The organism is Haloarcula amylolytica (assembly GCF_049705545.1).
GTDB classification, from domain to species: Archaea; Halobacteriota; Halobacteria; order Halobacteriales; family Haloarculaceae; genus Haloarcula; species Haloarcula amylolytica_B.
Genome location: NZ_JBNAMU010000001.1, coordinates 2,767,220 through 2,789,820 on the forward strand (window position 1 = coordinate 2,767,220; position 22,601 = coordinate 2,789,820).

22 protein-coding genes are annotated in these 22,601 nt (G+C 63.6%); 9 read left to right on the top strand and 13 right to left on the bottom strand.

Translation table 11 applies throughout. From position 1 onward, the window contains the following. Positions 1–57: 57 nt before the first annotated feature. From ACOZ4H_RS14490 to ACOZ4H_RS14505, 4 genes are read right to left on the bottom strand one after another with little or no spacing between them, the layout of a single operon-like run. Positions 58–1,194: an ABC transporter ATP-binding protein gene (locus ACOZ4H_RS14490; protein ID WP_424329944.1), complete on the bottom strand. Its 1,137-nt coding sequence runs from the start codon at positions 1,192–1,194 to the stop codon at positions 58–60. A gap of 17 nt (positions 1,195–1,211) precedes the next feature. Then, on the bottom strand, positions 1,212–2,141 hold the full coding sequence (locus tag ACOZ4H_RS14495) for a carbohydrate ABC transporter permease (RefSeq protein WP_424329945.1): 930 nt from the start codon (positions 2,139–2,141) through the stop codon (positions 1,212–1,214). Further along, positions 2,138–3,202: a carbohydrate ABC transporter permease gene (locus tag ACOZ4H_RS14500; protein WP_424329946.1), complete on the bottom strand. Its 1,065-nt coding sequence runs from the start codon at positions 3,200–3,202 to the stop codon at positions 2,138–2,140. The genes ACOZ4H_RS14495 and ACOZ4H_RS14500 overlap by 4 nt, the downstream gene beginning before the upstream one ends. A gap of 6 nt (positions 3,203–3,208) precedes the next feature. Then, complete coding sequence (locus ACOZ4H_RS14505) at positions 3,209–3,451, bottom strand: hypothetical protein (protein ID WP_424329947.1); 243 nt, start codon at positions 3,449–3,451, stop codon at positions 3,209–3,211. A 318-nt stretch (positions 3,452–3,769) separates the two neighbouring features. On the opposite strand from ACOZ4H_RS14505, the gene ACOZ4H_RS14510 reads away from it, so the two are divergent. Continuing rightward, positions 3,770–5,176 (top strand): class II fumarate hydratase, encoded by a 1,407-nt coding sequence (locus ACOZ4H_RS14510; protein WP_424329948.1) that lies wholly within the window; start codon positions 3,770–3,772, stop codon positions 5,174–5,176. 328 nt (positions 5,177–5,504) lie between these two features. Further along, positions 5,505–5,738, top strand: coding sequence for a hypothetical protein (locus tag ACOZ4H_RS14515; RefSeq protein WP_424329949.1), 234 nt, complete (start codon positions 5,505–5,507; stop codon positions 5,736–5,738). Positions 5,739–5,785: 47 nt separating this feature from the next. Here ACOZ4H_RS14515 and ACOZ4H_RS14520 read toward each other — a convergent pair whose 3' ends face one another. After that, positions 5,786–6,286 carry an N-acetyltransferase family protein gene (locus ACOZ4H_RS14520; RefSeq protein WP_424329950.1) on the bottom strand — a complete coding sequence of 167 codons (501 nt, stop codon included), beginning with the start codon at positions 6,284–6,286 and terminating at the stop codon, positions 5,786–5,788. Between the two features lie 158 nt (positions 6,287–6,444). On the opposite strand from ACOZ4H_RS14520, the gene ACOZ4H_RS14525 reads away from it, so the two are divergent. Continuing rightward, positions 6,445–6,741 (top strand): hypothetical protein, encoded by a 297-nt coding sequence (locus ACOZ4H_RS14525; protein ID WP_004593594.1) that lies wholly within the window; start codon positions 6,445–6,447, stop codon positions 6,739–6,741. A gap of 34 nt (positions 6,742–6,775) precedes the next feature. Here ACOZ4H_RS14525 and ACOZ4H_RS14530 read toward each other — a convergent pair whose 3' ends face one another. Further along, the gene (locus tag ACOZ4H_RS14530; protein ID WP_424329951.1) at positions 6,776–7,573 is read right to left on the bottom strand and encodes a DUF7537 family lipoprotein; all 798 of its coding nucleotides are present in this window, start codon (positions 7,571–7,573) and stop codon (positions 6,776–6,778) included. 88 nt (positions 7,574–7,661) lie between these two features. Here ACOZ4H_RS14530 and gatE point away from each other — a divergent pair, with 88 nt between their 5' ends. Then, positions 7,662–9,533, top strand: coding sequence for a Glu-tRNA(Gln) amidotransferase subunit GatE (gene gatE / locus ACOZ4H_RS14535; protein ID WP_424329952.1), 1,872 nt, complete (start codon positions 7,662–7,664; stop codon positions 9,531–9,533). On the opposite strand, the gene ACOZ4H_RS14540 is transcribed toward gatE, so the two are convergent. Both ACOZ4H_RS14540 and ACOZ4H_RS14545 read right to left on the bottom strand, forming a co-directional pair. After that, on the bottom strand, positions 9,530–9,949 hold the full coding sequence (locus ACOZ4H_RS14540) for a DUF7344 domain-containing protein (protein WP_424329953.1): 420 nt from the start codon (positions 9,947–9,949) through the stop codon (positions 9,530–9,532). The genes gatE and ACOZ4H_RS14540 overlap by 4 nt on opposite strands. A gap of 62 nt (positions 9,950–10,011) precedes the next feature. Then, positions 10,012–10,500, bottom strand: a complete 489-nt coding sequence (locus ACOZ4H_RS14545; protein WP_424329954.1) for an HTH domain-containing protein — start codon at positions 10,498–10,500, stop codon at positions 10,012–10,014. Between the two features lie 300 nt (positions 10,501–10,800). Here ACOZ4H_RS14545 and ACOZ4H_RS14550 point away from each other — a divergent pair, with 300 nt between their 5' ends. Then, positions 10,801–13,275, top strand: a complete 2,475-nt coding sequence (locus tag ACOZ4H_RS14550; protein WP_424329955.1) for a bacterio-opsin activator domain-containing protein — start codon at positions 10,801–10,803, stop codon at positions 13,273–13,275. A gap of 3 nt (positions 13,276–13,278) precedes the next feature. Here ACOZ4H_RS14550 and ACOZ4H_RS14555 read toward each other — a convergent pair whose 3' ends face one another. Both ACOZ4H_RS14555 and ACOZ4H_RS14560 read right to left on the bottom strand, forming a co-directional pair. Then, positions 13,279–14,004, bottom strand: coding sequence for an RNA methyltransferase (locus tag ACOZ4H_RS14555; protein WP_424329956.1), 726 nt, complete (start codon positions 14,002–14,004; stop codon positions 13,279–13,281). Then, on the bottom strand, positions 14,001–14,525 hold the full coding sequence (locus ACOZ4H_RS14560; protein ID WP_424329957.1) for a hypothetical protein: 525 nt from the start codon (positions 14,523–14,525) through the stop codon (positions 14,001–14,003). Before ACOZ4H_RS14560 ends, ACOZ4H_RS14555 begins: the two co-directional genes overlap by 4 nt. Before the next feature lie 264 nt (positions 14,526–14,789). On the opposite strand from ACOZ4H_RS14560, the gene ACOZ4H_RS14565 reads away from it, so the two are divergent. Together ACOZ4H_RS14565 and ACOZ4H_RS14570 are read left to right on the top strand one after the other, a co-directional pair. Continuing rightward, complete coding sequence (locus ACOZ4H_RS14565; protein ID WP_008310442.1) at positions 14,790–15,749, top strand: transcription initiation factor IIB; 960 nt, start codon at positions 14,790–14,792, stop codon at positions 15,747–15,749. 148 nt (positions 15,750–15,897) lie between these two features. Further along, on the top strand, positions 15,898–16,230 hold the full coding sequence (locus ACOZ4H_RS14570) for a hypothetical protein (protein WP_424329958.1): 333 nt from the start codon (positions 15,898–15,900) through the stop codon (positions 16,228–16,230). Positions 16,231–16,327: 97 nt separating this feature from the next. On the opposite strand, the gene sop2 is transcribed toward ACOZ4H_RS14570, so the two are convergent. Further along, complete coding sequence (gene sop2, locus ACOZ4H_RS14575) at positions 16,328–17,038, bottom strand: sensory rhodopsin II (RefSeq protein ID WP_424329959.1); 711 nt, start codon at positions 17,036–17,038, stop codon at positions 16,328–16,330. Between the two features lie 2 nt (positions 17,039–17,040). Continuing rightward, positions 17,041–19,242 carry a methyl-accepting chemotaxis protein gene (locus ACOZ4H_RS14580; RefSeq protein ID WP_424330373.1) on the bottom strand — a complete coding sequence of 734 codons (2,202 nt, stop codon included), beginning with the start codon at positions 19,240–19,242 and terminating at the stop codon, positions 17,041–17,043. Positions 19,243–19,643: 401 nt separating this feature from the next. Between ACOZ4H_RS14580 and ACOZ4H_RS14585 the strand changes: the two genes are divergently transcribed. Both ACOZ4H_RS14585 and ACOZ4H_RS14590 read left to right on the top strand, forming a co-directional pair. Further along, entirely contained in the window at positions 19,644–20,600 is a 957-nt protein-coding gene (locus tag ACOZ4H_RS14585) for an NADPH:quinone reductase (protein ID WP_424329960.1), read from the top strand. A 96-nt stretch (positions 20,601–20,696) separates the two neighbouring features. Then, positions 20,697–21,407: an SDR family oxidoreductase gene (locus ACOZ4H_RS14590; RefSeq protein WP_424329961.1), complete on the top strand. Its 711-nt coding sequence runs from the start codon at positions 20,697–20,699 to the stop codon at positions 21,405–21,407. A gap of 13 nt (positions 21,408–21,420) precedes the next feature. On the opposite strand, the gene ACOZ4H_RS14595 is transcribed toward ACOZ4H_RS14590, so the two are convergent. Beyond that, complete coding sequence (locus ACOZ4H_RS14595; RefSeq protein ID WP_424329962.1) at positions 21,421–22,467, bottom strand: sensor histidine kinase; 1,047 nt, start codon at positions 22,465–22,467, stop codon at positions 21,421–21,423. Positions 22,468–22,601: the final 134 nt, after the last annotated feature.

Genomic DNA, 22,601 nt, shown 5'->3' on the forward strand with positions numbered 1-22,601 from the left:
CGTTGTTCGATTCGTAACGGCAGGTAGAACCGCCCCGGCGAAAATCAGCGCAGACGCTCAGACGACCGATTCGACCGTTTCGATCTCGTCAAGCGTGCGGTTCCGGATGGCCTGCCCGCCAGCCGTGTCGAAGAGGTGGATCGCGTTCTCGGGGAACCGGACTTTGACGTGCTGCCCGGACTTGAGCTGTTTCATTCCGCCGACCGTTGCGATGAACTGGTCGTCCATCGACTCGTCAAACTGCAGGTGCGCCGTGTTCTCGTTCCCGCGCGGCTCGACGACGTGGACCGTCGAATCGAACACGTTCGGGCCGTCGCCCTGGACGAACTCGATGTCTTCGGGTCTGATGCCCAGCGTGATGTCGGTCGTCCCGTCGACTTCGGCGGTCGTCGCGTCGCTGAGTTCGTACTCGAACCACTCGCCGCGAAGCGTCGACCCCTCCAGGGTTGTCGGGAAGAAGTTCATCGACGGCTCGCCCATGAAGCCGGCGACGAAGAGGTTGTTCGGCTCGTGGTAGCACTCCAGGGGCGTCGCGCACTGCTGGAGGACGCCGTCGTTGAGAATGGCGATGCGGTCGCTCATCGTCATCGCCTCCGTCTGGTCGTGGGTGACGTACACCGTCGTCACGTCGAGGTCCTGCTGGAGCTCCTGGAGTTCGGTCCGCATCTCGGCTTTGAGCTTCGCGTCCAGGTTCGCCAGCGGCTCGTCCATCAGGAACACTTCCGGGTCCCGGACGATAGCGCGGCCCAGCGCCACGCGCTGTTGCTGGCCGCCGGAGAGTTCGCCGGGCTTGCGGTCGATAAGGTCGAAGATGCCCATGTCCTTGCACGCCTTCTCGACGCGCTCGTTGATCTCGTCGTCGGGCATATCCGTCGACTCCTCCAGCCCGAACGCCATGTTCTCCCGCACGGTCATGTGCGGGTACAGGGCGTAGGACTGGAACACCATGGCCACGTTCCGACGGGCCGGCGGCTGGTCGTTGATGATCTGGCCGTCCAGCCGGATTTCGCCGCGCGTGATGTCTTCGAGCCCGGCTATCATCCGCAACGTCGTCGATTTCCCACAGCCAGATGGACCGACGACACAGAGGAACTCGCCGTCCTCGATGTCGACCGATACCTCGTCAACTGCGATGATTTCGCCGTCGTCGTCTTGGAACGTCTTCGTTACCTCGTCCAGTGTGAGTTGTGCCATTGTGAATACCTCCGTAATTACTCTCCAGCGACGCCTTTCGCGAACTGTTCACCGAACATGATGTAGACGAGCAGCGTCGGAAGTGCTGCGACGATGGCACCTGCCATCGTGGTGTTAAACGACTGGACGACCCCGCCAGTGAGCGCCGCGAGGCGCTGGGTCGCCACCTGCGAAGCCGGTTCGTTGACGAGCACCAGCGCGAACAGCAGGTCGTTGTACACCTGCGTGAACTGGTAGATGAGCGTCACCGCGAACATCGGCAGCGACAGCGGGAGGATGATGTTGCGGTAGATACTGAACGCGCTCGCGCCGTCAAGGCGAGCGGCCTCGATCATCTCGTCGGAGATGCTCTGGTAATACGACCGGAACAGCAGCGTACAGATCGGAATCCCGTACGCGGCGTGGGTGATCGACAGCTGCAGCAACTGCACGTACCCGTTACGGCTCGGATACTGCCAGTTGCCGCCCGTGATGAAGCCAAAGACGGTGTTGACGAAGCCGTTGAGCAGCCCCGGAAGCACCTGGAACCAGAACTGTGCCAGCGGGACCAGCACGGCCTGGTAGGGGATGAAGATGCCCGCGATGATGAGGACGACCACGCCGACCTGGCCGCGCCAGCTAATCGTCGTCAGACCGTACGCGGTCAGGCTCCCCAGTAGCGCCGACATAATCGTCGCCGGAACGGCCATCAGCAGCGAGTTCAGAAGTCCCGGCCGGAGCGTGTTCCAAGCGGTACTGAGCGCTTCGAGCGTGAAGCCGTCAGCGCCCGGTGGCGCGAACGGAAGCGTCCGGGCGAACGCGCTCTCGGTCTTGAACATCGTCATCACGGCCGTCTCCACCGGGAAGAGGTAGAAAGCGATACCCGCCAACAGGAGGGCATACAGGCCGATGCGACTGTTCTCTGTACTGCGGAGCTCTTCGATGAAACTGCCGTCTCTGATACTCATAGTTCACCCCGTCGGTATTCGCTGTAGAGATACGGACCGATGACCAACAGTGCGAGGGCAAACAGCACAATAGCGACCGCCGATCCGTACGCCCACTGGAGGCTATCGAACGCGACCCGATACATCATCGTCGCCAGAATGTCCATGTTCGCCCCCGGCTGTGAGCCACGGAGCGCGTAGATGAAGTCGAACGCTTTCAGCGCGAACACCATCAGCACCACCGACGCCGACACCGCGGAGGCGCGGAGTTGCGGGATGATGACCCGCGCGTACAGACGAACCGCCGACGCGCCGTCGACCCGCGCGGCCTCGTAGTGTTCGGTCGGGATTGCCCGGAGGCCGGCGAGGAAGACGACCATCGCGTAGCCGCTGAACTGCCAGATAAGCGCGAAGATGACCGCTGCCAGCGCGGTCGTGTTCCAGGAAAGCCACTGTATCACCTCGGCGTTGACCCCTGCCGGGCGGAGCAGCCCCACGACGGCTCCTTCGAGATTGAACACTCGGAGGAGCTGATTGAGCACACCGTTGCGGGCGTTGTACACCCACGCCCACATCGTCGCCGTGACGACGAACGAGAGGCTCATCGGGAGCAGGTAGATCGTTCGGAACGTGTTCTCAAAGCGTATCTGCTGGTCGATAAGGATAGCCACGAATAGGCCAAGCGCCAGGCAGAGGACAGTGAACACGACCAGTAACACCACCGTGTTCTGTGCCGCCTGCCAGAACGTCCCGTCGTTCAGCAGGCGGGTGTACATGCTGAAATCGAAGGTCTCGTACTGTGCGCCACCCAGGCCGCTGTATTCGGTCAGCGACAGGAGGAAGTTCCAGGCGATAGCGCCGTAGACGAAAAAGCCCGCAAACAGGACTGGCGGGAGCCAGAACGGGGCGGATTCGATGAGTTCCCACTCGACCGGCAGTGAGTTCCGGAGTGAGTCCCCCCGGGTCGTTTTCACCGTTGCCCCCCCGTCTGTTGCCAGTTGGTCTCCGTCCGATTCGTCTCTCGATACCGCCGACCGGAGCCTCCCTCCGGTGGCGAGGAGTCTACTGAGTATCTCGCGCATGGTTGTTCAGTCGTTCGCCGACGTGAGTTCGCCGTCCATCGTCCCGACGGATGTGTCGTCAGTCACATTGACTCGCCGGCCGACACGCGCGCCGATCACGCGCTCCGGACCGAGCCTGTCGCACCAACACAGGCTGGCGGGCAGCGTGGTAACGCTGGGTGACGGGTGTGCCATCCCGTCGTCGTGCCGAGCGGGCGAGCGGTTGCAACGCGGCAGGTACACCGGCTGCGAGCGTTCGCGATGTGTCACGTCCGTCGGTGTCTCATCGGGTCCCAGGAGTCGACGACGACAGCAACACACTGCCGTCCTCGAGCACTGTGGGGGCATCAGTCATGAACGTCTCTGTGGCGTCGAACTCATCGTAAGTGGAGAGAGATTCTACTTAATATTTCCGAATGATAATACACGTTCATCCAGGTCACGGGTTCTGAGCCCCACGGTCTCTACTGTTCCCAGGGACTCGTGGTGCCCAGTGGGCGACTGTCACGGCAGCCACAGTCCTGTGCCGAGTGGTGTCCCGACTCGTACCGGTGGGTTTTACGACCGGGCGGACCACCCCCCGGACGTATGACCGACGAGTACCGGACAGAGCAGGACAGTCTCGGTGAAATGCAGGTGCCAGCCGACGCGTACTGGGGCGCACAAACGCAACGCGCCGTCGAGAACTTCCCGATCAGTGACGTGACCTTCGGGCGGCGGTTCATCCGAGCGCTCGGCGTCGTCAAGAAAGCGGCCGCGCAGGCGAACCGCGACCTCGAAACGATTCCGGCGGACAAGGCGGACTGTATCGTCGAGGCCGCCGACGAGGTCATCGCCGGCGAACACGACGACCAGTTCCCCGTCGACGTGTTCCAGACCGGGTCGGGCACGTCATCGAACATGAACGCCAACGAGGTCATTTCCAACCGCGCCACGGAGCTGTACGGCGGCGACATCGGGAGCCGCGAGATCCACCCCAACGACCACGTCAACTTCGGCCAGTCCAGCAACGACGTGATTCCGACGGCGATGCACGTCGCCTCGCTGGAGGCCGTCGAGAAGGACGTCATTCCCGGCCTGAAGACGCTGCGCGACGAACTCGAAGCGAAGGAAGACGAGTTCGAGAACGTCGTCAAGACCGGTCGAACCCATCTGCAGGACGCGACGCCGGTGACGCTGGGCCAGGAGTTCGGCGGCTACCGCACGCAGGTCGAGAAGGGAATCTCCCGGGTGCAGGACACGCACGGTCGCCTCGCCGAACTCGCGCTCGGCGGAACCGCGGTCGGGACCGGCCTGAACACCCATCCCGAGTTCCCCGAAAAAGCCGCGGCGTACATCAGCGAGGAGACGAACCTCGACTTCCGCGAGGCGGACAACCACTTCGAGGCCCAGGCCGCCCACGACGCGATGTCCGAGGCCCACGGTGCGCTCCGGACGGTCGCCGGCTCGCTGAACAAGATCGCCAACGACCTCCGACTGCTCGCGTCCGGGCCCCGCAACGGTCTCGGCGAGATCGACCAGCCGGAGAACCAGCCCGGCTCCTCGATCATGCCCGGGAAGATCAACCCCGTCGTCGCCGAGGCGGTCAATCAGGTCCACAAGCAGGTCGTCGGCAACGACGCCGCCGTCTCGGCCGGCGCTGCCGAGGGCCAGATCGACCTGAACCTCTACAAGCCCGTGCTGGCCTCGAACTTCCTGCAGTCGGCCAAGCTCATCGCCAACAGCAGCGCGGTGTTCGGCGAGAAGTTCGTCGCCAAACTGGAGGCCGACGCCGAGCACTGCGCCGAACGCGTCGAGCAGAGCATGGCGCTGGCGACGGCGCTCAACCCCGCCATCGGCTACGACAAGGCGAGCAAGGTCGCGAAGAAGGCGCTCGCCGAGGAGAAGACCATCCGCGAGGTCGTCCTCGAAGAGGGCTACCTCGACGAGGACGAGGTCGACGACGTGCTCGACCCCGAGAAGATGACGAAGCGCGGTATCCTAGGCGACGAGTAGCGAAGGCTGAGCGAAGCCTTCGGAAATGCAAACGGGGAACGAAGTGACCCGCGAGCAGCGAGGGGCGCGCGAAGCGCGGCCTTCGTTAGTGCGAGCGAAGCGGGACGGCGGTCCCGCAGGCAGTCGGGTGACATCACTGACCGACCACAGGGTGGAAGACCCACGAGCAATGAGCGGCCCTCGAAATTGCGAACGGCGACGGACGGAGCCGCGAACAGCAGAGATTCCCGCCGTGACTCAGTAGTTTCTGTTCGGTTCTGCTCGGCTAATCAGCCGCCACTCCAATCTGACCGTATCGGTTATGTCGTATCGTGACAAATCATAGCACATGAGCGCCACAGTGTTCCTCGACAGTCCGATGGACGACGACGCCAGCATCGAGTGTGCGACGGCCAAGGTCATGGGCAACGTCATCTGGGCCGTGCCGGAAGGGGACGGCCGGGAGCGCGTTATCCCGCTCTCCAACGTGACGGGTCTCGCCGGTGACGTCGTCGAGCAAGAGGTCGACGAGGTCGAGTACCCCGGTGGGCGCGTCACGGAACTCGTTACGCACCTCTCTTGAGGCGAAAGCCTCCGAAACCGTGACTTCGCTGCAAGCGAGTCCGTGATCTAGACCTGTGACTCGTCCACAAGGACGTACCGGCTCTCGGGGTAGCGCTCGCCGCCGATTTCGGTTTCGCTCTCGTCGGCGAACTCGAACCCGAACTGCTCGTAGAACTCGGCTCCCGGTTCGTTCGCCGAGAGAACCATCGCGTTGATCCGGTCGATGTCGTGCTCGAACAGTTCCTCGCAGGTCCGCTCTAGCAGAGACCGGCCGATTCCCTGCCGCCGGTAGTCGGGATGGACGTACAGCCGGAGAATGTACCCCGCGCGGTCGGTTTCGTGCCACGTCGCGTGTGCGAACCCGACGACGCGCTCCTCGCGCTCGGCGACAAGCAAGAGCGTCTGCGACTCGACCAGTTCCGATTCGATCTGCTCGGGCGCGTACCAGTCCCCGACGCCGTCCTCAACCGTTTCCTGGGTGAGGAGGGGGTAATCCGTCTCCCAGGCCGCCGACGCCACCTGATTGATCGCCGTCACATCGTCCGAAGTTGCCGGTCTGACTGTCATATGCAAACATATGTCACAGTCTATGATATGTTTTCCCCGCGCAAGTGGGCCGAAATGTCAGGTCCCGTTCTGACAACCGAGTCTGATCGGCTGAAACGACTACCGGACAGCTCTAATTCATAATCTTTTTTAATTATGAATAGCTATGTACGACACAGATGCGTTACTCTGAAACGTTGCAGTTGTTCGACCAGGCCTGTGATTTTCCCGCGGACCACGCCACTATCGTCCAACAGCTCGGCGACGTTGAGCTGGTCGCCCAGAACGGCGATTCGGTAGAGATGAGTGAAGTGCTGGCTCGGACCAGCGAAGCCACGTACCAGTCCTCAGAAGGGCTGTACAACTCCCTCGTCGGGAACCTCGACGACGATTTCATCGGCCGGAAGTACTACGACGACCGGGCCGGGAGCACGTCCGGGACCGACGAGGTTCGAACCGAAACGGACCGCCTGTAGCGGCTGGGCGAGCGGCCCCACGTGCTGGCCCTACTCAGTTCGCCGGTGTTGATTCGTTGAGCCACGCCGGCCGCTCCGCTGTCGTCTCGTCAATGTCCTCGTACCAGAAGCTGTACTCGACAGAGCGGTCCGCCGACCGGTACTGAACCTCGAATCGACGGACGAGGCCATCGGGTTCGACCAGCAGTTCGATTCGGAACTCCCCGACCCGTTCTGTGGTCGGGATCTCGCCGCCGGAGCCCCGGATCCGGTATAGCCGACTGCCGTCTCTGTGGACGACGGTCGTGTAACTCTGGTTCACCACGGCGTATCGGTTCAGGTAGAACGCCGTCCGGTAGGCATACTTGTCCCCGCCAAAGCGGACCCGACCACGCTGGCGCTCGACGGTGCCGTTATCCCGGCGCTCGTACCAGTTGATGCCGTCGGCGTAGGTCGACTGTTCGTACCGCTCGACGGTCCCGTTCGCGCCGGTGGTCATCCGGACCATCTCGTCGCGGTACCGCGTCGGTGATGCGACTGCGACGGTCTCGGTTCGCCGAACGGAGCTGGTGTCGTTTCGCCCGGTGTTGAACTCGTTGTACCGCTCGTTCAGCGTGTAGCTGGTGCCGTTGAGCGCCTGCCGGTGGGCCGCCGACAGGAGCGCGACGTTTTCGAGGCGCTCTGTGGTAACGCCGGGCGGCGGGTCCGGCGTGGCTGGCGTGGCTGGCTCCGCCGCAGTCGGGACCGGAGCTGGCGTGACAGTTCCCCGGTCGGCGGTGTCAGCACCGACGAAGGCGTTACAGCCGGCTGTCGACAAAAGGACGACCACCGCGACCGTCGACAGCCAGCGCATACTGGCAGTGAGGGAGAGAGCGCCAAAAGCACGGCGGCGAGCGCGGGAAGGGTGCGTTTTTTGGCCCCCGGTCCCGGACACCTCGACAATGACTGAGTACGACTACGAGGAGCTGGGGCTCGTCGCCGGTCTGGAGATCCACCAGCAACTCGACACCGCGACGAAGCTGTTCTGTGACTGTCCGACGACGATCCGCGAACCCGAGGAGAGCGAGCGCTCCTTTACCCGCTATCTGCACCCGACGAAGAGCGAACTCGGGGAGATCGACGAGGCGGCGCTGGAGGAGAGCATGGTCGACCGGGAGTTCGAGTACCTGGCCTACGACACGACCTGTCTCGTCGAGGAGGACGACGAGCCGCCCCACCGCGTCGACCGCGAGGCGATGGAAACGACGCTGGAAATCGCCCAGCTACTGGACATGTCCGTCGTCGACCAGGTGAACGTCATGCGAAAAATCGTCGTCGACGGGTCGAACACCACGGGGTTCCAGCGCTCGATGCTGGTCGCCAACGACGGGGCCATCGAGACGAGCGCCGGCCCGGTCGGCATCGAGGACATGCTCCTGGAGGAGGAGTCCTGCCAGCGCGTCGAGGAGACCGCCGACGGTGTCCGGTTCTCGCTCGACCGGCTCGGCATCCCGCTGGTCGAAATCGGCACGAAGCCGGACATCAGTTCGCCCGGGCAGGCCCGCGAGGCCGCCGAGCGAATCGGGATGCTCCTCCGTTCGACCGGGAAGGTCAAGCGCGGCCTCGGGACCATCCGACAGGACGTGAACGTCTCCATCGCCGAGGGCGCACGGATCGAACTGAAAGGCGTCCAGAGCCTCGACGACATCGACGACCTCGTCCGTAACGAGGTCCGCCGGCAGGTCGAACTGCTGGACATCGCCGACGAACTCGCCGGACGCGACGCCGCCGTCGGCGAGCCACAGGACGTGACCGAGGTGTTCGAGGACACGGATTCGGGCGTCATCGAGGGCGCGCTCTCCTCGGGCGGCGAGGTACAGGGCCTCCTGCTGGAGGGGTTCGACAGCCTGGTCGGCCGCGAGATTCAGCCCAACCGCCGGCTCGGGACGGAGCTGTCCGACCACGCCAAGCGCCACGGCGCGGGCGGCATCTTCCACACCGACGAGCTCCCCGCCTACGGTGTCACCGAGGCGGAGGTCGAGGCGCTGCGGGACGCCGTCGGCGCGGGTCCCGAGGACGCCGTCGCCATCGTCGCCGACGACCCGGAAACCGCCGAGCTGGCTATCGACGCCGTCGCCGAGCGGGCCGAGACGGCGCTCGAAGGCGTCCCCGAGGAAACGCGGGACGCGAACGAGGACGCCACATCGCGGTACCTCCGCCCGCTTCCGGGCGCGGCACGGATGTACCCCGAGACGGACGTGCCACCGGTCGAACCCGACGTAACCGAGGTCGAGACGCCAGAGCTGCTCACCGAGAAGGTCGACCGGTACGAGCGAGAGTTCGACCTCGGCTCCGGCCTCGCCGAGCAGGTCGCCTACGGCCAGCGGTGGCCGCTGTTCGAGGCGCTGGTCGAGGGCGAGGGCGTCGACCCGACGCTGGCCGCCGGCACGCTGGAGTCGACGCTGACCGAACTCCGCCGCGACGACGTGCCCGTCGGGAATCTCACCGACGAGCACCTCCGCGGGGCGATGCTGCTTGTCGACGGCGGAGACGTGCCGCGCGAGGGGATGGAGGACCTCCTGACGGCTCTCGCCGAGAATCCGTCGCTGACGGCCGAGGAAGCCGTCGAACGCGAGGGACTCGGCGGTGTCGACGAATCGGAGGTCCGGGACGCCGTCGTCGAGGTCGTCGAGCGCCACGAGGACCAGGTCGCCGAGGAGGGGATGGGGGCGTTCTCGGCGCTGATGGGCGAGTGCATGGGCGCACTCCGTGGCAAAGCCGACGGCGATACGGTCAGCGACGTGTTGCGTTCGGAGATACAGAAGCGGGCCTAGCTGGTCGGCTCGCGTCGCAGGGAGTCGACATCGACGGGGTCCCGTGACAGGCCGTCACCGTCCGCGGACAGGTCGTGTTTAATCGTCGATTCCAGCAGCGGTACGAGCGCCGGCGCGTTCGGCCCGACATCGACCGTGTCTTCCGACTGATTGTACTGGACGACGCCGGCATCGACCAGCCGCGGGAGGTGGTTGTGATAGAGCGACGTGTAAATCCTGAGCCGCTCGTCGCGGTACTGTTCGACCGGTGTCCCGTGTTCGAGTCCGGTTACCGTGTCCGTGAGCACGGCGAGCGAAACCGGCGTCGTGTACTTCGAAAGGCCGTACAGGAGGTACCGCCGGTAGTGCGAAGACAGGAGCGACAGCCGGTCGTCCAGTGGGAGCGAGTCCGGGGTTTCGGTTTGTTGCGTGTTCATTTTCACCAAGTGTGGTGCTGAGTGAGAACGGCGAGCGCGTGGGGTTCCGGGTGGGTCGAACGCTACTGTACCACGGTACGCTCATGCTCCGGTTCGTCCGTCGCGTGTGCGGTATCCGCGAGGCGGCTGATACGGTCAGTGACGCGATAGGCCGTCCCGTCACGCGTACAGGGGGCGACGTGCTGGAGGTCACCGTCGACGTATTCGGCGAGGGCGAGCGTCGGCAGCGTGATGACGTTGACCGACTCGTCGGAGACCATGTTCGTCACCGGGTGCTGCCAGTCGAAAGCATCCAGTGAAGCGTCGGACTCGCGCTCCCACCGCTCGAACATGGAAAGTCGCTCCAACAGCTTTCGGCCCTCCGCAGTCCGCTCCGCGAGCCGCGGTTCGATCCGGCTCCCCCAGATCAGTATCGACAGCTCCTCGATATGGCCCGCGTCTTCGAGAGCCTGTAACTGGTCAATCACGTAGTTCTGTTGGTGGGTTGCGTCTTCGGGACACAGGGACCGGACGAACAGTTCGACGCGAACTGGATTGGCAGTGGAATCCATGGTAAGGTGTGAGTATCCTGTGCGTCGCTACAGTGGTAACCTTCCTAAGCACTCTCTCTAGGTCCCTAGAATAAATCGGTGCGAACCGGAGCCATGGGTGATATATCCGGGCCAGTCGGGAACAGGTTAGGATACATATACATACTGCTTGATTTGCCAAGTTATAGTTTAAGTATCCCCGGATTACCACCTTCTTAACCTGTTTTCGTCGTAGTGATCGTCTCCACAGTGGACTCTGTTTAAATATTAATGTTCTAACCAAACGCCGAGCGTTAAGTGGCTTGCCGCCACACTGAGCGTATGGTTCCAAGTGTCGTGGATGGCCACGATGTCCCAGCCCTGTACGGGCCGGCCATCGATACACTACCCCTCATGTTTGCTATCGTAGATGAATCGGGGGTGATCCTCTCGACGAACAAGACATGGGGCGAGTTCGGCCGGGCAAACGGAGTGGAGTTGACACCGAACACGCTCGGCGTGAATTATCTCGACGTCGCTGACATGGCAGACGACGCGACCGGGAAACAGGCAGCCAACGGAATCAAGGCCGTCCTCACCGGCGAGCGCGCCACGTTCGAACTCGAATACCCGTGCCATACCCCGTCGACGGACCGGTGGTTCCGGTTGTACGTCGCCCCGTTCACTATCGATGGAGCGACGTACGCGTCGATCGCACACATCGATATCACACAGCGGAAACAACGGGAGACCGCGCTCGAAGCGGCCTACGACATCTGCACCGACGTAGAGCGGACGTTCACGGAGCAACTCGACGCTCTGTTAGAGCTCGGCCGTGAGACGCTCGGGACAGCGTTTGGGACGCTATCCCAGGTACATGGCGACGAGTACGTGTTCGAGGCGGTCACCGCACCGGCGACTGCCGACCTCGAAGCCGGCAGAACGGCCAGCATCGAGGACCTTCCGAACTGCGGACACGTCGTCGAACACCGCAAGCCGCTCGCGCTCAGCGATGTCGAGGCGGAAGCGCCGGACCTCGCTGACCCGGAGTGGGGGATTGCGAGCTACATCGGCGCGCCCGTCGTCGTCGACGGGACCGTGTACGGGACGTTCTGCTTCTACGGGCTGGAACCGCGTGCGACAGCGTTCACACAGTGGGATCTGACCTTCGTCAGGTTGCTCTCTGACTGGGTGGAGTACGAACTCGAACGACAGCGCCACACGGAACAGCGCAATGCGTTGAATACCGCCCTGCCAGACCCCAGTTTCATCATTGATGCGGAAGGTCGGTTTCTCGACTGTCTGACCGACCCCGAGACGATGGTGAAGGTAGATGATACGGACACGCTTGTCGGCCAGACGCTACACGAGTTCCTTTCCGACGACACCGCCGATTCGCTGCTCTCGGCCGTTCGTGCAGCCCTGCGGACTGGGTCGTTCCAGTCCGTGGAGTATACACTGGAGACACCCGGTGGGGAGCGGTGGTTCGAAGCGCGTGTCGCTCCGCTCGAAAGCCGCTCCTACGACCTCGATACCGTCATCTTCGTCGCTCGGGACATCACCGCTCACAAGGACCGACAGGCCGAGCTCGAACGCCAGCGTGACGAACTCGAACAGGCACAACGTCTCAACGTTCTGGGCCGAGAAATCGCGAAGGCGCTACAGGATACGCAGACTCGCGAGGAAATCGAATCGGCAGTGTGTACGCATCTCACCGAATCGGACCTGTACCGGGCCGTGTGGGCTGGGACTCGCGGGAGCACCACGACGGTAACACTGAGCGCCGCCGCTGGGATCGACACGGCGACGCCGGAGAAGATTTCACCCGCCGAGCACAGTCTCGCCACGGATGCTATCGACACCGGCGAGGTACAGGTCGTCGAGGATATCGCCGACGCGTCGACGCACTCGGACACCGGAACGGACTGCCCACTGATTGCAGATCACTCCGCCGTCGCGGCAGTCCCCCTAACAACCGGTGAGACCACATACGGCGTATTGATGGTGTACGCGCCGGCCGAGGCCACGATCGGCTGTCGTGAGTCGAGTATCCTGGCCGATCTGGGGCGACTTATCGCGCTGTCTATCCAGCGCGTCCACAGTCAGCAGTCGCTGCTGGCGGCGACGACCGTCGAACTGGAGTTCCTGACGCCGGACTCCGATGACGTCTTTGCCAGGCTCTCAGCCACACTCGGCTGTTCGTTCACGCTCGAACGGCGCGTCCCGACCAGTTCCGGGAACTGCCTCCACTACGTTCGCGTCAGCGATGCGGACACCGAACGGGTGTGTCAGGCACTCACCGAGACGCCGTCAGTCGAGTCCTGTGCCGTCGTCGAGGCGGCTGCAGAGAACCGTGAAACCCTGCTCGAAGTCGCGCTCGACGAGATATCCGCCTCGCCGCTTGACACGATCGCGGACTACGGCGGAGCCGTGACGCGCGCTATCGCAACGGACGGTGATCTGCGGTTCGCAGCGGAGATGGCGCCGGATGTCAACGTCCGCGCCGTCGTCGAGGCGGTCCGAGAGACAGCGCCCGGGACAGAACTACGGAGCAAGCAGTATGTCGACCAGCCGGTCTCGACGGCCACGGGTTTCCAGACGAGGATACGTGACCAGCTGACGCCGAAACAGGCCGCCGCGCTCAAGACTGCCTACGCACGCGGGTACTACGACTGGCCGCGAAAGAGCTCCGCGGAAGAACTGGCGGCGACGCTTGACATCTCCGCGCCGACGTTACACTACCGGCTTCGGAAGGCCCACGACGCCGTCATCGGGGCGCTGTTCGATGCAGAGGCGAACTTCGAAGAACTGGGCTGAACCTCACTCGTCTTCGGCACGCTCGATTCGCTGTCGGGCTTGCCGGAACAGGCCGCGAAGGGTCTTCGTCTCCCGGCCGGTCGGTCTCGCACGCCCGAGCACCCGGCGGAACAGCCGCCGGGCCTTGTGCTGTTTCTCTTCGGGGTGACCGATAGCCCGCAGGAACCGGTCGAACTCCTCGTGTAGTCCCTCGACTGCCGGCGTATCGGCGAGGGTGTGTAGTTCTTCGGGGTGTTGGGTGTCTGAAACGGTCAAGTCGCGGAGTTCGTAGAGAACGATTGTCGCCGCCTGACCGAGGTTCAACACCGGATACGACGCGCTGGCCGGGATAGAGCAGATGACGTCCAGCCGTGCGAGTTCGTCGTTCGAGAGCCCGACCCGCTCGCGGCCGAAGACGACGCAGATATCGCCCTCGACATCCCGGAGCGAGTCGGCTAGGTCGGCCGGCGTCGTCGCCGGATATCGGACGTGGTTGGCCGGGTCCTCGTTCGTCGTCGCCGTGCAGGCGACGGTGTGATAGTTCTCGACGATCTCGTCGAACGTCACCGTCCGGGCGTTGGGCAGGATGTCGTCCCGGGCCTGTCCGGCGAAGCCGTAGGCCTCGCCGTCGGGGTCCAGCTCTGGCGGATCGACGAGCAACAGCTCCGTCAGGCCGAAGTTCTTCATCGAGCGGGCGATGGTGCCGACGTTACCCGGCGTCTCCGCGTCGACGACGGCGACCGAGATCATACGTCCAGGTCGCTGAGGTCCATATCAATCGCGTCGAGGTCCTCCTGGTCCATCTGCTCGACTTCCTCTTCGAGCCCCGGAATCGCTTCGTCCCTGTCGGGTGCTTCCGGAAGCGCCGTTGGGTCCTCGTCGACGTGTTCGAGGCCGACGTACCCCTCGGGGGCGCGGTTCCCATCGAGGAACCACTCGTGGAAGGCCGAGGCCAGGTCAGTATCGCCGGCGTAGGCCTCGCCGCCCGCCTCGCGGAACCAGTAGATGAAGTCCGTCTCGTGGTCCGAACAGAGGACCACCTCGCCCATCGGCTCGCCGTAGATGGCGTCCGCGACGTTGCACTGTTCGATATCCTCGTCGCCGTGGATCAGCCAACAGGCGTCACAAGGGTCGACGACCCGCTCTGCGAGCACCAGCAGCCGCTGCCGGGTTTCCGGCTCCATCGTCTTGAGCGGCCGGACTCGTCCGTCCGGTCCGAGCACGTCCTCGTCGAAGCGCCAGCCCCGAAGCCCGATATTGACCTTGCTCATACGTCAGAGTGGGAGAGTCCCGGACTAAAAGAGCGCGATATGCCGGTCGACCGCTACGATCCGTCCGCGCTCCACCATCGTCGCGGAGCGAGAACCGGGTGTGCAATCCGGTTACATTCATCGCTCGCTCGAAACATAGACAGTTCTAGCTAAATTTAACATGATTATTCCACCTAGCATTCGCGGCCGGCGTCCAAATCAGGCAAAACTGTCGGTCCCGCCCAAACATTTATACGTGATTGGCTTTTCTCCGTAAAAGAACACATGGAACGGCCGACGCGCCAGCGGGATTCTGACCAGGAGGAACGCGAGGAGGAGTCCGAGAGCACGGGCCAGCAGACCTGCCCCGAGTGTGAGTCGGAGTCCATATCTAGCGACGGCGGCGGTGAACTCGTCTGCGAGGACTGTGGCCTCGTCATCGAGGACGAGAACATCGACCGCGGGCCGGAGTGGCGGGCGTTCAATCACTCTGAACGCCAGTCCAAGTCACGCGTCGGAGCCCCCACGACCCAGACGATGCACGACAAGGGGCTGACCACACAGATCGACTGGAAGGACAAGGACGCCTACGGTCGGTCGCTCTCCTCTGAGAAGCGAAGCCAGATGCACCGCCTTCGGAAATGGCAGGAACGCATCCGAACCAAAGACGCCGGCGAACGGAACCTGCAGTTCGCGCTGTCGGAGATCGACCGCATGGCGAGCGCGCTCGGTGTCCCCCGGTCGGTCCGGGAAGTCGCCTCGGTCATCTATCGACGCGCGCTCAACGAGGACCTCATCCGCGGTCGCTCCATCGAGGGCGTCGCCACGGCCTGCCTGTACGCGGCCTGTCGACAGGAAGGTATCCCACGAAGTCTGGAGGAGGTCTCGGACGTCTCCCGGGTCGAACAGAAGGAAATCGGGCGGACGTACCGATACGTCGCCCAGGAACTCGAACTGAAGATGGAACCGGTCGACCCCAAGCAGTACGTCCCGCGTTTTGCCTCCGAACTGGAACTCTCCGAGGAAGTCCAGTCCAAGGCCAACGAGATCATCGACACCACCGCCGAGCAGGGCTTGCTCTCGGGGAAATCACCGACCGGCTACGCCGCTGCGGCCATCTACGCCGCCTCGCTGCTGTGCAACGAGAAGAAGACCCAGCGCGAAGTCGCCGACGTGGCTCAGGTGACAGAAGTCACCATCCGGAACCGGTATCAGGAGCAGATCGAAGCGATGGGCATCCACTGACTGGCCGCGCGTCCCTTTTTATCGGCTAGCATCGCTGACAGCCGTTCACTCTACGGTACTGCCAACCACAGTACAACTCAGGCGGTCGTTACAGGATTGGTAACGAGCGGCGCGCAGAACTATCTGTCTTGACACCGATACCGTAGATATGCCTGTCTCCCCCTCACAGAAACGGCTCGCAATTCTCGTCATCGGACTGGTGATCCTCTTTGCACCCGCGCTGTTCGTCGTCGCCACGCTGGAGTTTCTCATCCTGTCCGGCGACCTCGCTCTCAGCGAGATCTCGCTCATCGAGTTCCTCGAACTGTATCTCATCGACCTGTTGCTGTTCGTCGTGCTCGGGTACGGCGTCTACCGGCTGACGCTCTGGCTGATCAGAGACCAGCTTCCAGAAGCACTCGATACCGTAGACGAGACTGAGACAGCCGACGCGACTGACGAAGCAGAAACCACTGGCACCGTCAGTGAGGACCGGTCCTGACCGGCCACCGCTGTTGTCGCATAAACGTGCAGTAACTCACACACAAAGCCGGGCCGTTCGCGGCTTCGAGGGGCGCTCCCTACGGTCGCGCCCCTCGCTAGTCCCCTGCAACCGCTGTCATCTCCTCGTCAGTCTCGCTGACCGACCCGAGGTCCATCATCGCCAGCAGGGCGATGATTCCGAAGCCGACCTTCGTGACCACGTCGAGGTAGACGACCACGAGCGAGGCCGTCTCCACGTCCATCAGCCCCAAGCCTGGCGCGCCGAGCAGCCACACGACCGGGTACACCAACCAGAGGACGACGACGAAGTTCCGGAGCGTGCGGTACAGGCTGATCTCGATGTCGGACAGGGTCGACTTCGCGGCCGTCGCGATGTTCCCGTAGAGGAGATAGATGACGCCGCCGAACAGCGCCGCGCCGACCGCGAACAGCGCGTAGCTAACTGGCGATGGAGTGATCGCACCGGCGAACCCGAAGACGATAGTCAACGCCTGCAGGACGACGAGCTTCACCGTGTCCCCCCGGTTCGCGCCGGCAAGGAGCGCCAGGAACAGGACGTTGAGGGGCGTCGTCAACAGCCAGTCGATATAGCGAATCACGTACACTGCGTGGCCCTGGCTCTGAATCGCTCCGAAGCCGAGCGCCATCAGGGCGTAGGCGACGATGGCGATACCGGGAATCGCTATCAACAGGAGGTAGCGCTTCCGCGTCTCTTCGGGGACGAGCGTGTAGCCATAGGCCAGCACGGCCGTCCCGAGCAGTTCGCCCAGTAGTCCCAGCGTGAACCAGGTCGTTATCGTTGCCATTGTTAGTCGTCCCCCACCGCGGCCGTGCTGTCGGTGTCCGTCCCGGCCGAGTTTTCGACAGTGAAGCGGTCCAGTAGCGATTCGAGGTCGTCAGCACGCTGCCGGAGCTCCGTCGCGGAGTCCGACACTTCTTCGATGGACGCGGACTGGTCCTGTGCCGCGCCGGCCACGGTATCCGCCTCCGTCGCCGTCTGCTGACTGATGGTCGTCAAGTCGTCGATGGTTCCCATCACGTCCTGTGCGGTCCGGGCCTGTTCCTCGGTCGCCCGGTCGATCTCCTGGATGCCGGTGTCGACCTCTTCCGTGTACTCGACGATGGTCTCCAGCGCGTCGACGGTCTCCTCGACCGTGGCGACACCCTCCGTGATCCGGGTGCTGGTCGACTCCATCGTCTCGACGGTGTCGCCGGCCTGCTCCTGGATCGCTTCGATTCGCTGTTCGATATCGGCGGCGGCCTCTTTGGTCTCCTCCGCGAGGCCCTTGATCTCGTCGGCGACGACGGCGAACCCTTCCCCGTCCCCGTCGGCGTGGGCGGCCTCGATGGAGGCGTTCAGCGCGAGCATGTTCGTCTGCTCGACGATGCTCGTGATGACGCCGACGATCTCGCCGATCTCGTCGAGTTCGTCGTCGAGCGCGTTGATCTCTTCGACGGTCTCGCCGGTCTCGTCCTCGATGGCGCTCATCTCCGCGATGGCCTCCTGGGCGGCTTCGCGGCCGTCCTCACCGACTTCGGCGGCCGACTGGGACGTGTCGGCGACCTGCTGGGCGGAGGAGGCGACCTGCTGTGCAGTCGCCGAGAGGTTCTGCATCTCGGCGGCCGCCGATTCGAGCCCCTCGTTTTGCTCGGTCGTCCCCTCGAAGATCTCGTTGATGGACTTCGACACCTGCTTGCTGGCCTGATCGACCCGTTCCGCGTTCGAGTTGACGCGGTCGCTGGACTGGATGACGTTCGCCGCGAACGCCTTCATGTCGGCAATAGTGTCTTCGAGCGCATCCAGCGTCGTGTTGATGTCCTCGCCGACCTCAGCCATCGCCTCGTTCATACTGTCCGTGTCCACCCGTGCGGTGAGGTCGCCGTTAGCGGCGGCGTCAAGCGCGTCGCTGTACTGCTGTGCCTTGAGTTCGAGATGGCCGGTCAGCGCCTCCATCTCGTTGCGTTCGGATTCGACATCCTCACGGGCCGCTTGTGCCTGCTCTTTCGCCTCCTCGGCTTCCTGCCGAGCGGTTTCGGCTTCGGATATCTGTGTGCGGAGGTTCGTCCGCATGTTGTCGAAGGCCGTGTACAGCGTTCCGAACTCGTCTTCGCGCGACGTATCGAGGTCGACATCGAGATCGCCCTCGGCCATCGCTTCAGCCTTCACCGAAAGCCGCCGAAGCGAGGCAATCGTGTTCCCGCCGATGGTGACCCCGATAAGCCCGAGGTTGACGACGGCAAGCAGAATGAGGCCGATGAGGTCGGAGTTGATCTGATCGCTCAGGGCGTAGGCGACCTGGCGGTCAGAGTGGACCATAACGACCCACTCATGTGATTCGAGGCGGCTCAGTCCCATCAGCATACTGTCTGTTTCGTGGAACGCGCTCTGCCCGGGCTCGAGCGTTCCCAGCGGGTCCGACTCCATCTCCGAGATCGGTGCCGTCGTGCCGATCATCGAGTGGTTCGGGTGTGAAACGAACTCGCCGTCAGTGCTGACGACGGTGGTAAACGACCCCTCGCGCTGGTCCGATATCTGGTCGGCCTTCTCGCGGAGGTCGATCATGTACACGAGCGCCCTGTCCTCGTCGCCGGGGACGGGCGAGACGACGGCGATTATCGGGTGATCAACGACCCGGACGGAGAACGGTTTCGTCACGTGTGTGCCGTCGGGACTGTCGAACTGTGGTGGGTTCGTGGCGAACGGTGCCCCCTGGTCGGCAGCGTTGACCCCGATGAAATCCCGGTTCGAACTGGCGCGGATCTCGTTGGTCTCGGTGTCGAAGTAGTGAACGGCGACGACACCGGGCGGTAATTCCTCGTTGGTCTGTAACTGCTCCAGTCGTTGCTGTTTCTCAGTGTTCGTTCCGTCGGTGAACACGGGGAGTCGCGACGTTGACCGGACATCACGCCGTGATGTTGTCAGCCAATCGTCTAACTGTGCAGCGTGTGTCTCCGACAGCGCCGTGATGTCGTCCGCGACGTCTTCCTCCAGGGTCGCGGACGCCTGCACGCTTGTCAGGACACCAGCGGCGATAATGACAATTATCGCGAACGAAAGCGCCACCCCGAGCCTGGCGGCGTAACTGCCGGCGATAAAACTCGGGAGCGGCGAGTCCCTATCTGATTCCATCATCCAGTGCTACGGAAACACCCTAATAAAGGGTTGTTACGCAATTTTCACGTGTGATAAACGCTATAGCTAATTGTGGAAATAGATAGCCCCGGAGCGGCTAACACTGCATATTCATATTGACTCGGCGATCACTCCCGCAGTCGCTGATGTAACACTCGACCCGACTCGGTTGCTTTCGGGGCTGTAGCTTCACCTACTGCAGTGCCCTGTACCTGATTTGGAGGCTGGCTCGCTTCCGTGGGGAAAGGTTTTCCCGATACCACTTGACGCGTACCTCAATGCGTGCTGTAAGATTCCACGAGTACGGCGGGACGGACGTGCTCCGCGTCGACGACATCGAACGACCCACACCAGGTCCGGACGAGGTCCTGCTCGAAGTCGAGGCAGCGGCGGTCAATCCGGTCGATACGTACTTCCGGACCGGCGATTACGAACCGGGCGAACTGCCCTGGATACCCGGCTCCGACTGTGCCGGGACCGTCGCCGCGACCGGTGAGCGCGTAGCCACCGTCGCCGAGGGCGACCGGGCGTTCGCGACTGGGCTGGGCAACTGGCTCCAGGGGACCTGTGCGGAGTACGTCACCGTTCCGGAGTCGCATCTGGCGAAACTCCCCGACGGGGTGTCCGCCGAGGCGGGCGCGGCCGTCGCGCTCGTCGGCGTCACCGCCTGGCAAACGCTCGTCGACGCCTGCTCGCTGGAGCCGGCCGAACGGGCGCTGATTCACGGCGGGAGCGGCGGCGTGGGCCACGTTGCGGTCCAGTTGGCTGCGGCGAACGGGGCGCAAGTGACCACCACGGCGTCACCGGCATACCACAACCAACTGGCCGACCTCGGCGCGGACGACGTGTTCGACTACAGCCGGGACGACCTCGCTGATGCGGTGGTCGACGCCGGCGCACCGGACGTGGTTCTCGACCACCGGCTCGACGACTACCTCGCGTTCGACGCCGAGGTGGCCGCACAGGGCGCGCGAATCGCCGCCATCGGGAACACCAACCTCGCGGCGACGTTCGAGAACGTCCCGCGCTGCCGGGCCAAGGCCCTCAGCGTCCACCACGTCTCGATGTTCAACACGCCCGAGTTCGGCGCGGTGCTTTCCCGACTGGCGACGCTCATGGCCGACGACGAACTGACGCCGGTCGTCGGCCGCCGCTACGACCTCACGGAAGTCCCGGCCGCTCACGACGACGTCCTGAACGACAGCTTCCTCGGCAAACTCGTCGTCACGCCGTAGCCCGGTCGGCACGAGCGGGTCACCGTCAGTGCTCGGATTCGGACTCCGGATTCTCGGGAATGGACCTTTATCCTCCTGCCAGCCGTTAGCATACGCATGTCAGTCGAATTTAACTTCGACGGCGAGGTAGCACTGGTCACGGGCATCGGCGGAGCGCTGGGCAGTGCGGTCGCAAACGCCTTCCTCGAGGCCGGAACGACCGTCTGTGGCAGCGACATCATCGAACCGAACACCGAGGACTTCCTGTTGTCCGACCCCGACAGCGTGGATTTCTACCAGGCGGACTTCAGCGACGAGGTCGACGTCGCCGAGACCATCGACGCGGTCGTCGACGAGCACGGGCGGCTGGACTACCTGCTGAACATCGCCGGCACTTGGCGTGGCGGCACACCGGTCCACGAGACGGACGCGGACACGTTCGATTTCCTGTTCGACGTGAACCTGAAGACGATGTTCCTGGCGTCGAAACACGCGCTTCCACACCTGCGGGAGGCCGAGGGCGCAATCGTCTCCGTCTCCGCGCGGTCGTCGCTGGAAGGCGGTGAAGGCGACGGCATCTACCGGGCGTCGAAGGCCGGCGTTCGACTACTGACCGAGACCATCGCGGAAGAGAACCTCGGGACCGTGTGTGCCAACGCCGTCATGCCGAGCGTCATCGATACGCCGATGAACCGCGAGATGATGCCAGACTCCGACTTCGAGTCGTGGGTCGATCCGAAAGACATCGCGGACGTGATGTTGTTCCTCTGTTCGGACGCCGCCACCGTGACCAGCGGCGCGGCAGTGCCGGTGTACGGCGAGGTCTGACTCCGTGGTCGGTTCACTCCGCTCTGTCGAGTCGGAGCGTGACCGTCGCCCCGTCGCCGTCGGGTTCCTGGAACTCAAGCCTGCCGCCGTAGGCCTCGACGACCCACTTGGACAGCCACAGCCCCAAGCCGTTGCTGTGCGTGAGTTGGGTCACTTCCTGCTCACCGTTGACCAGTTCGCGTTCGGTTGCCGGGATGCCGGGGCCGGCGTCACTAATCGACACTGTGACCGTCCGGCGCTCGGCTGCGACCCTGATTTCCACGGTGGCCGGGTCGCCGCCGTGGACCAGCGCGTTCTCTATCAGTTCACTGACTGCGATTTTGAGTGGGTCACCGGCCAGCGCACGGGCCTTGTCGTCAGCGCTGACGCTGACTGTGGCGTCGGGGAACTGGGGGCGAAGCTCCGTGACGCTCTCCTCGACAAGAGGGCCGACGGCCACCGGTTCGCGGTCAACCTCCTCCGTTTCGATGAGGTCAGTCACCGTCCCGACCTGGTTGTCTATCTCGGCAAGATCGGACCCGACTGTTCGCACGCGGTCGCCGATGTCGTCCACGTCAGGGTCCGGAGTACCGGCGAGCACGTCCCCGAGTCCGAGCAACACCTGCGCGCTGTGCTTCAGATCGTGGCGAATGAGGCGGTTCATCACGGTGGTCTTCTCCCGCTGGCGCGCGAGGTTCCGTGCCCGTATCCGCCGGACGTCGTTCACGCCGATGAGGACGTGTGCGGTGGCGCTGACGCCGACGATGATCGTCCCGCTGAACAGCGGCGCGAGGAGCGTCCCCCCGCTCGACCGCTGATAAAGCAGTATCAGGACCAGCACCGCCGACGTTGCGACGACCCCGAGGAGGTTCCAGCCGGCGACTCTGAGCACGTGTTTCGTCCGGAGCTCACTGCGAAGGAGGACGCCACTCCCAGCGAGAAAACCGAGGCCGATGAGCAGGCCAAACACCGCAATAGCCGTCTCGACGCGACCCGTGACGCCAAGCAGTTGCCGGCCGGACACCAGTCCCAGGCCCCCACCAGTCAGCGTGAGCGTCCCGCAGCCGAGAAGACGTTTCATAGTCACCTGTACGCTCCGTCGGAGAACGGTCGACAAAAAGGTATCAGTGCAATTCTCTCGGCTGATACTGTTCGGCTTCTGGAGAGGGGTTTTGCCCTGGTACCACCGACTGGTACCGCGGGCGGGAATCAGGG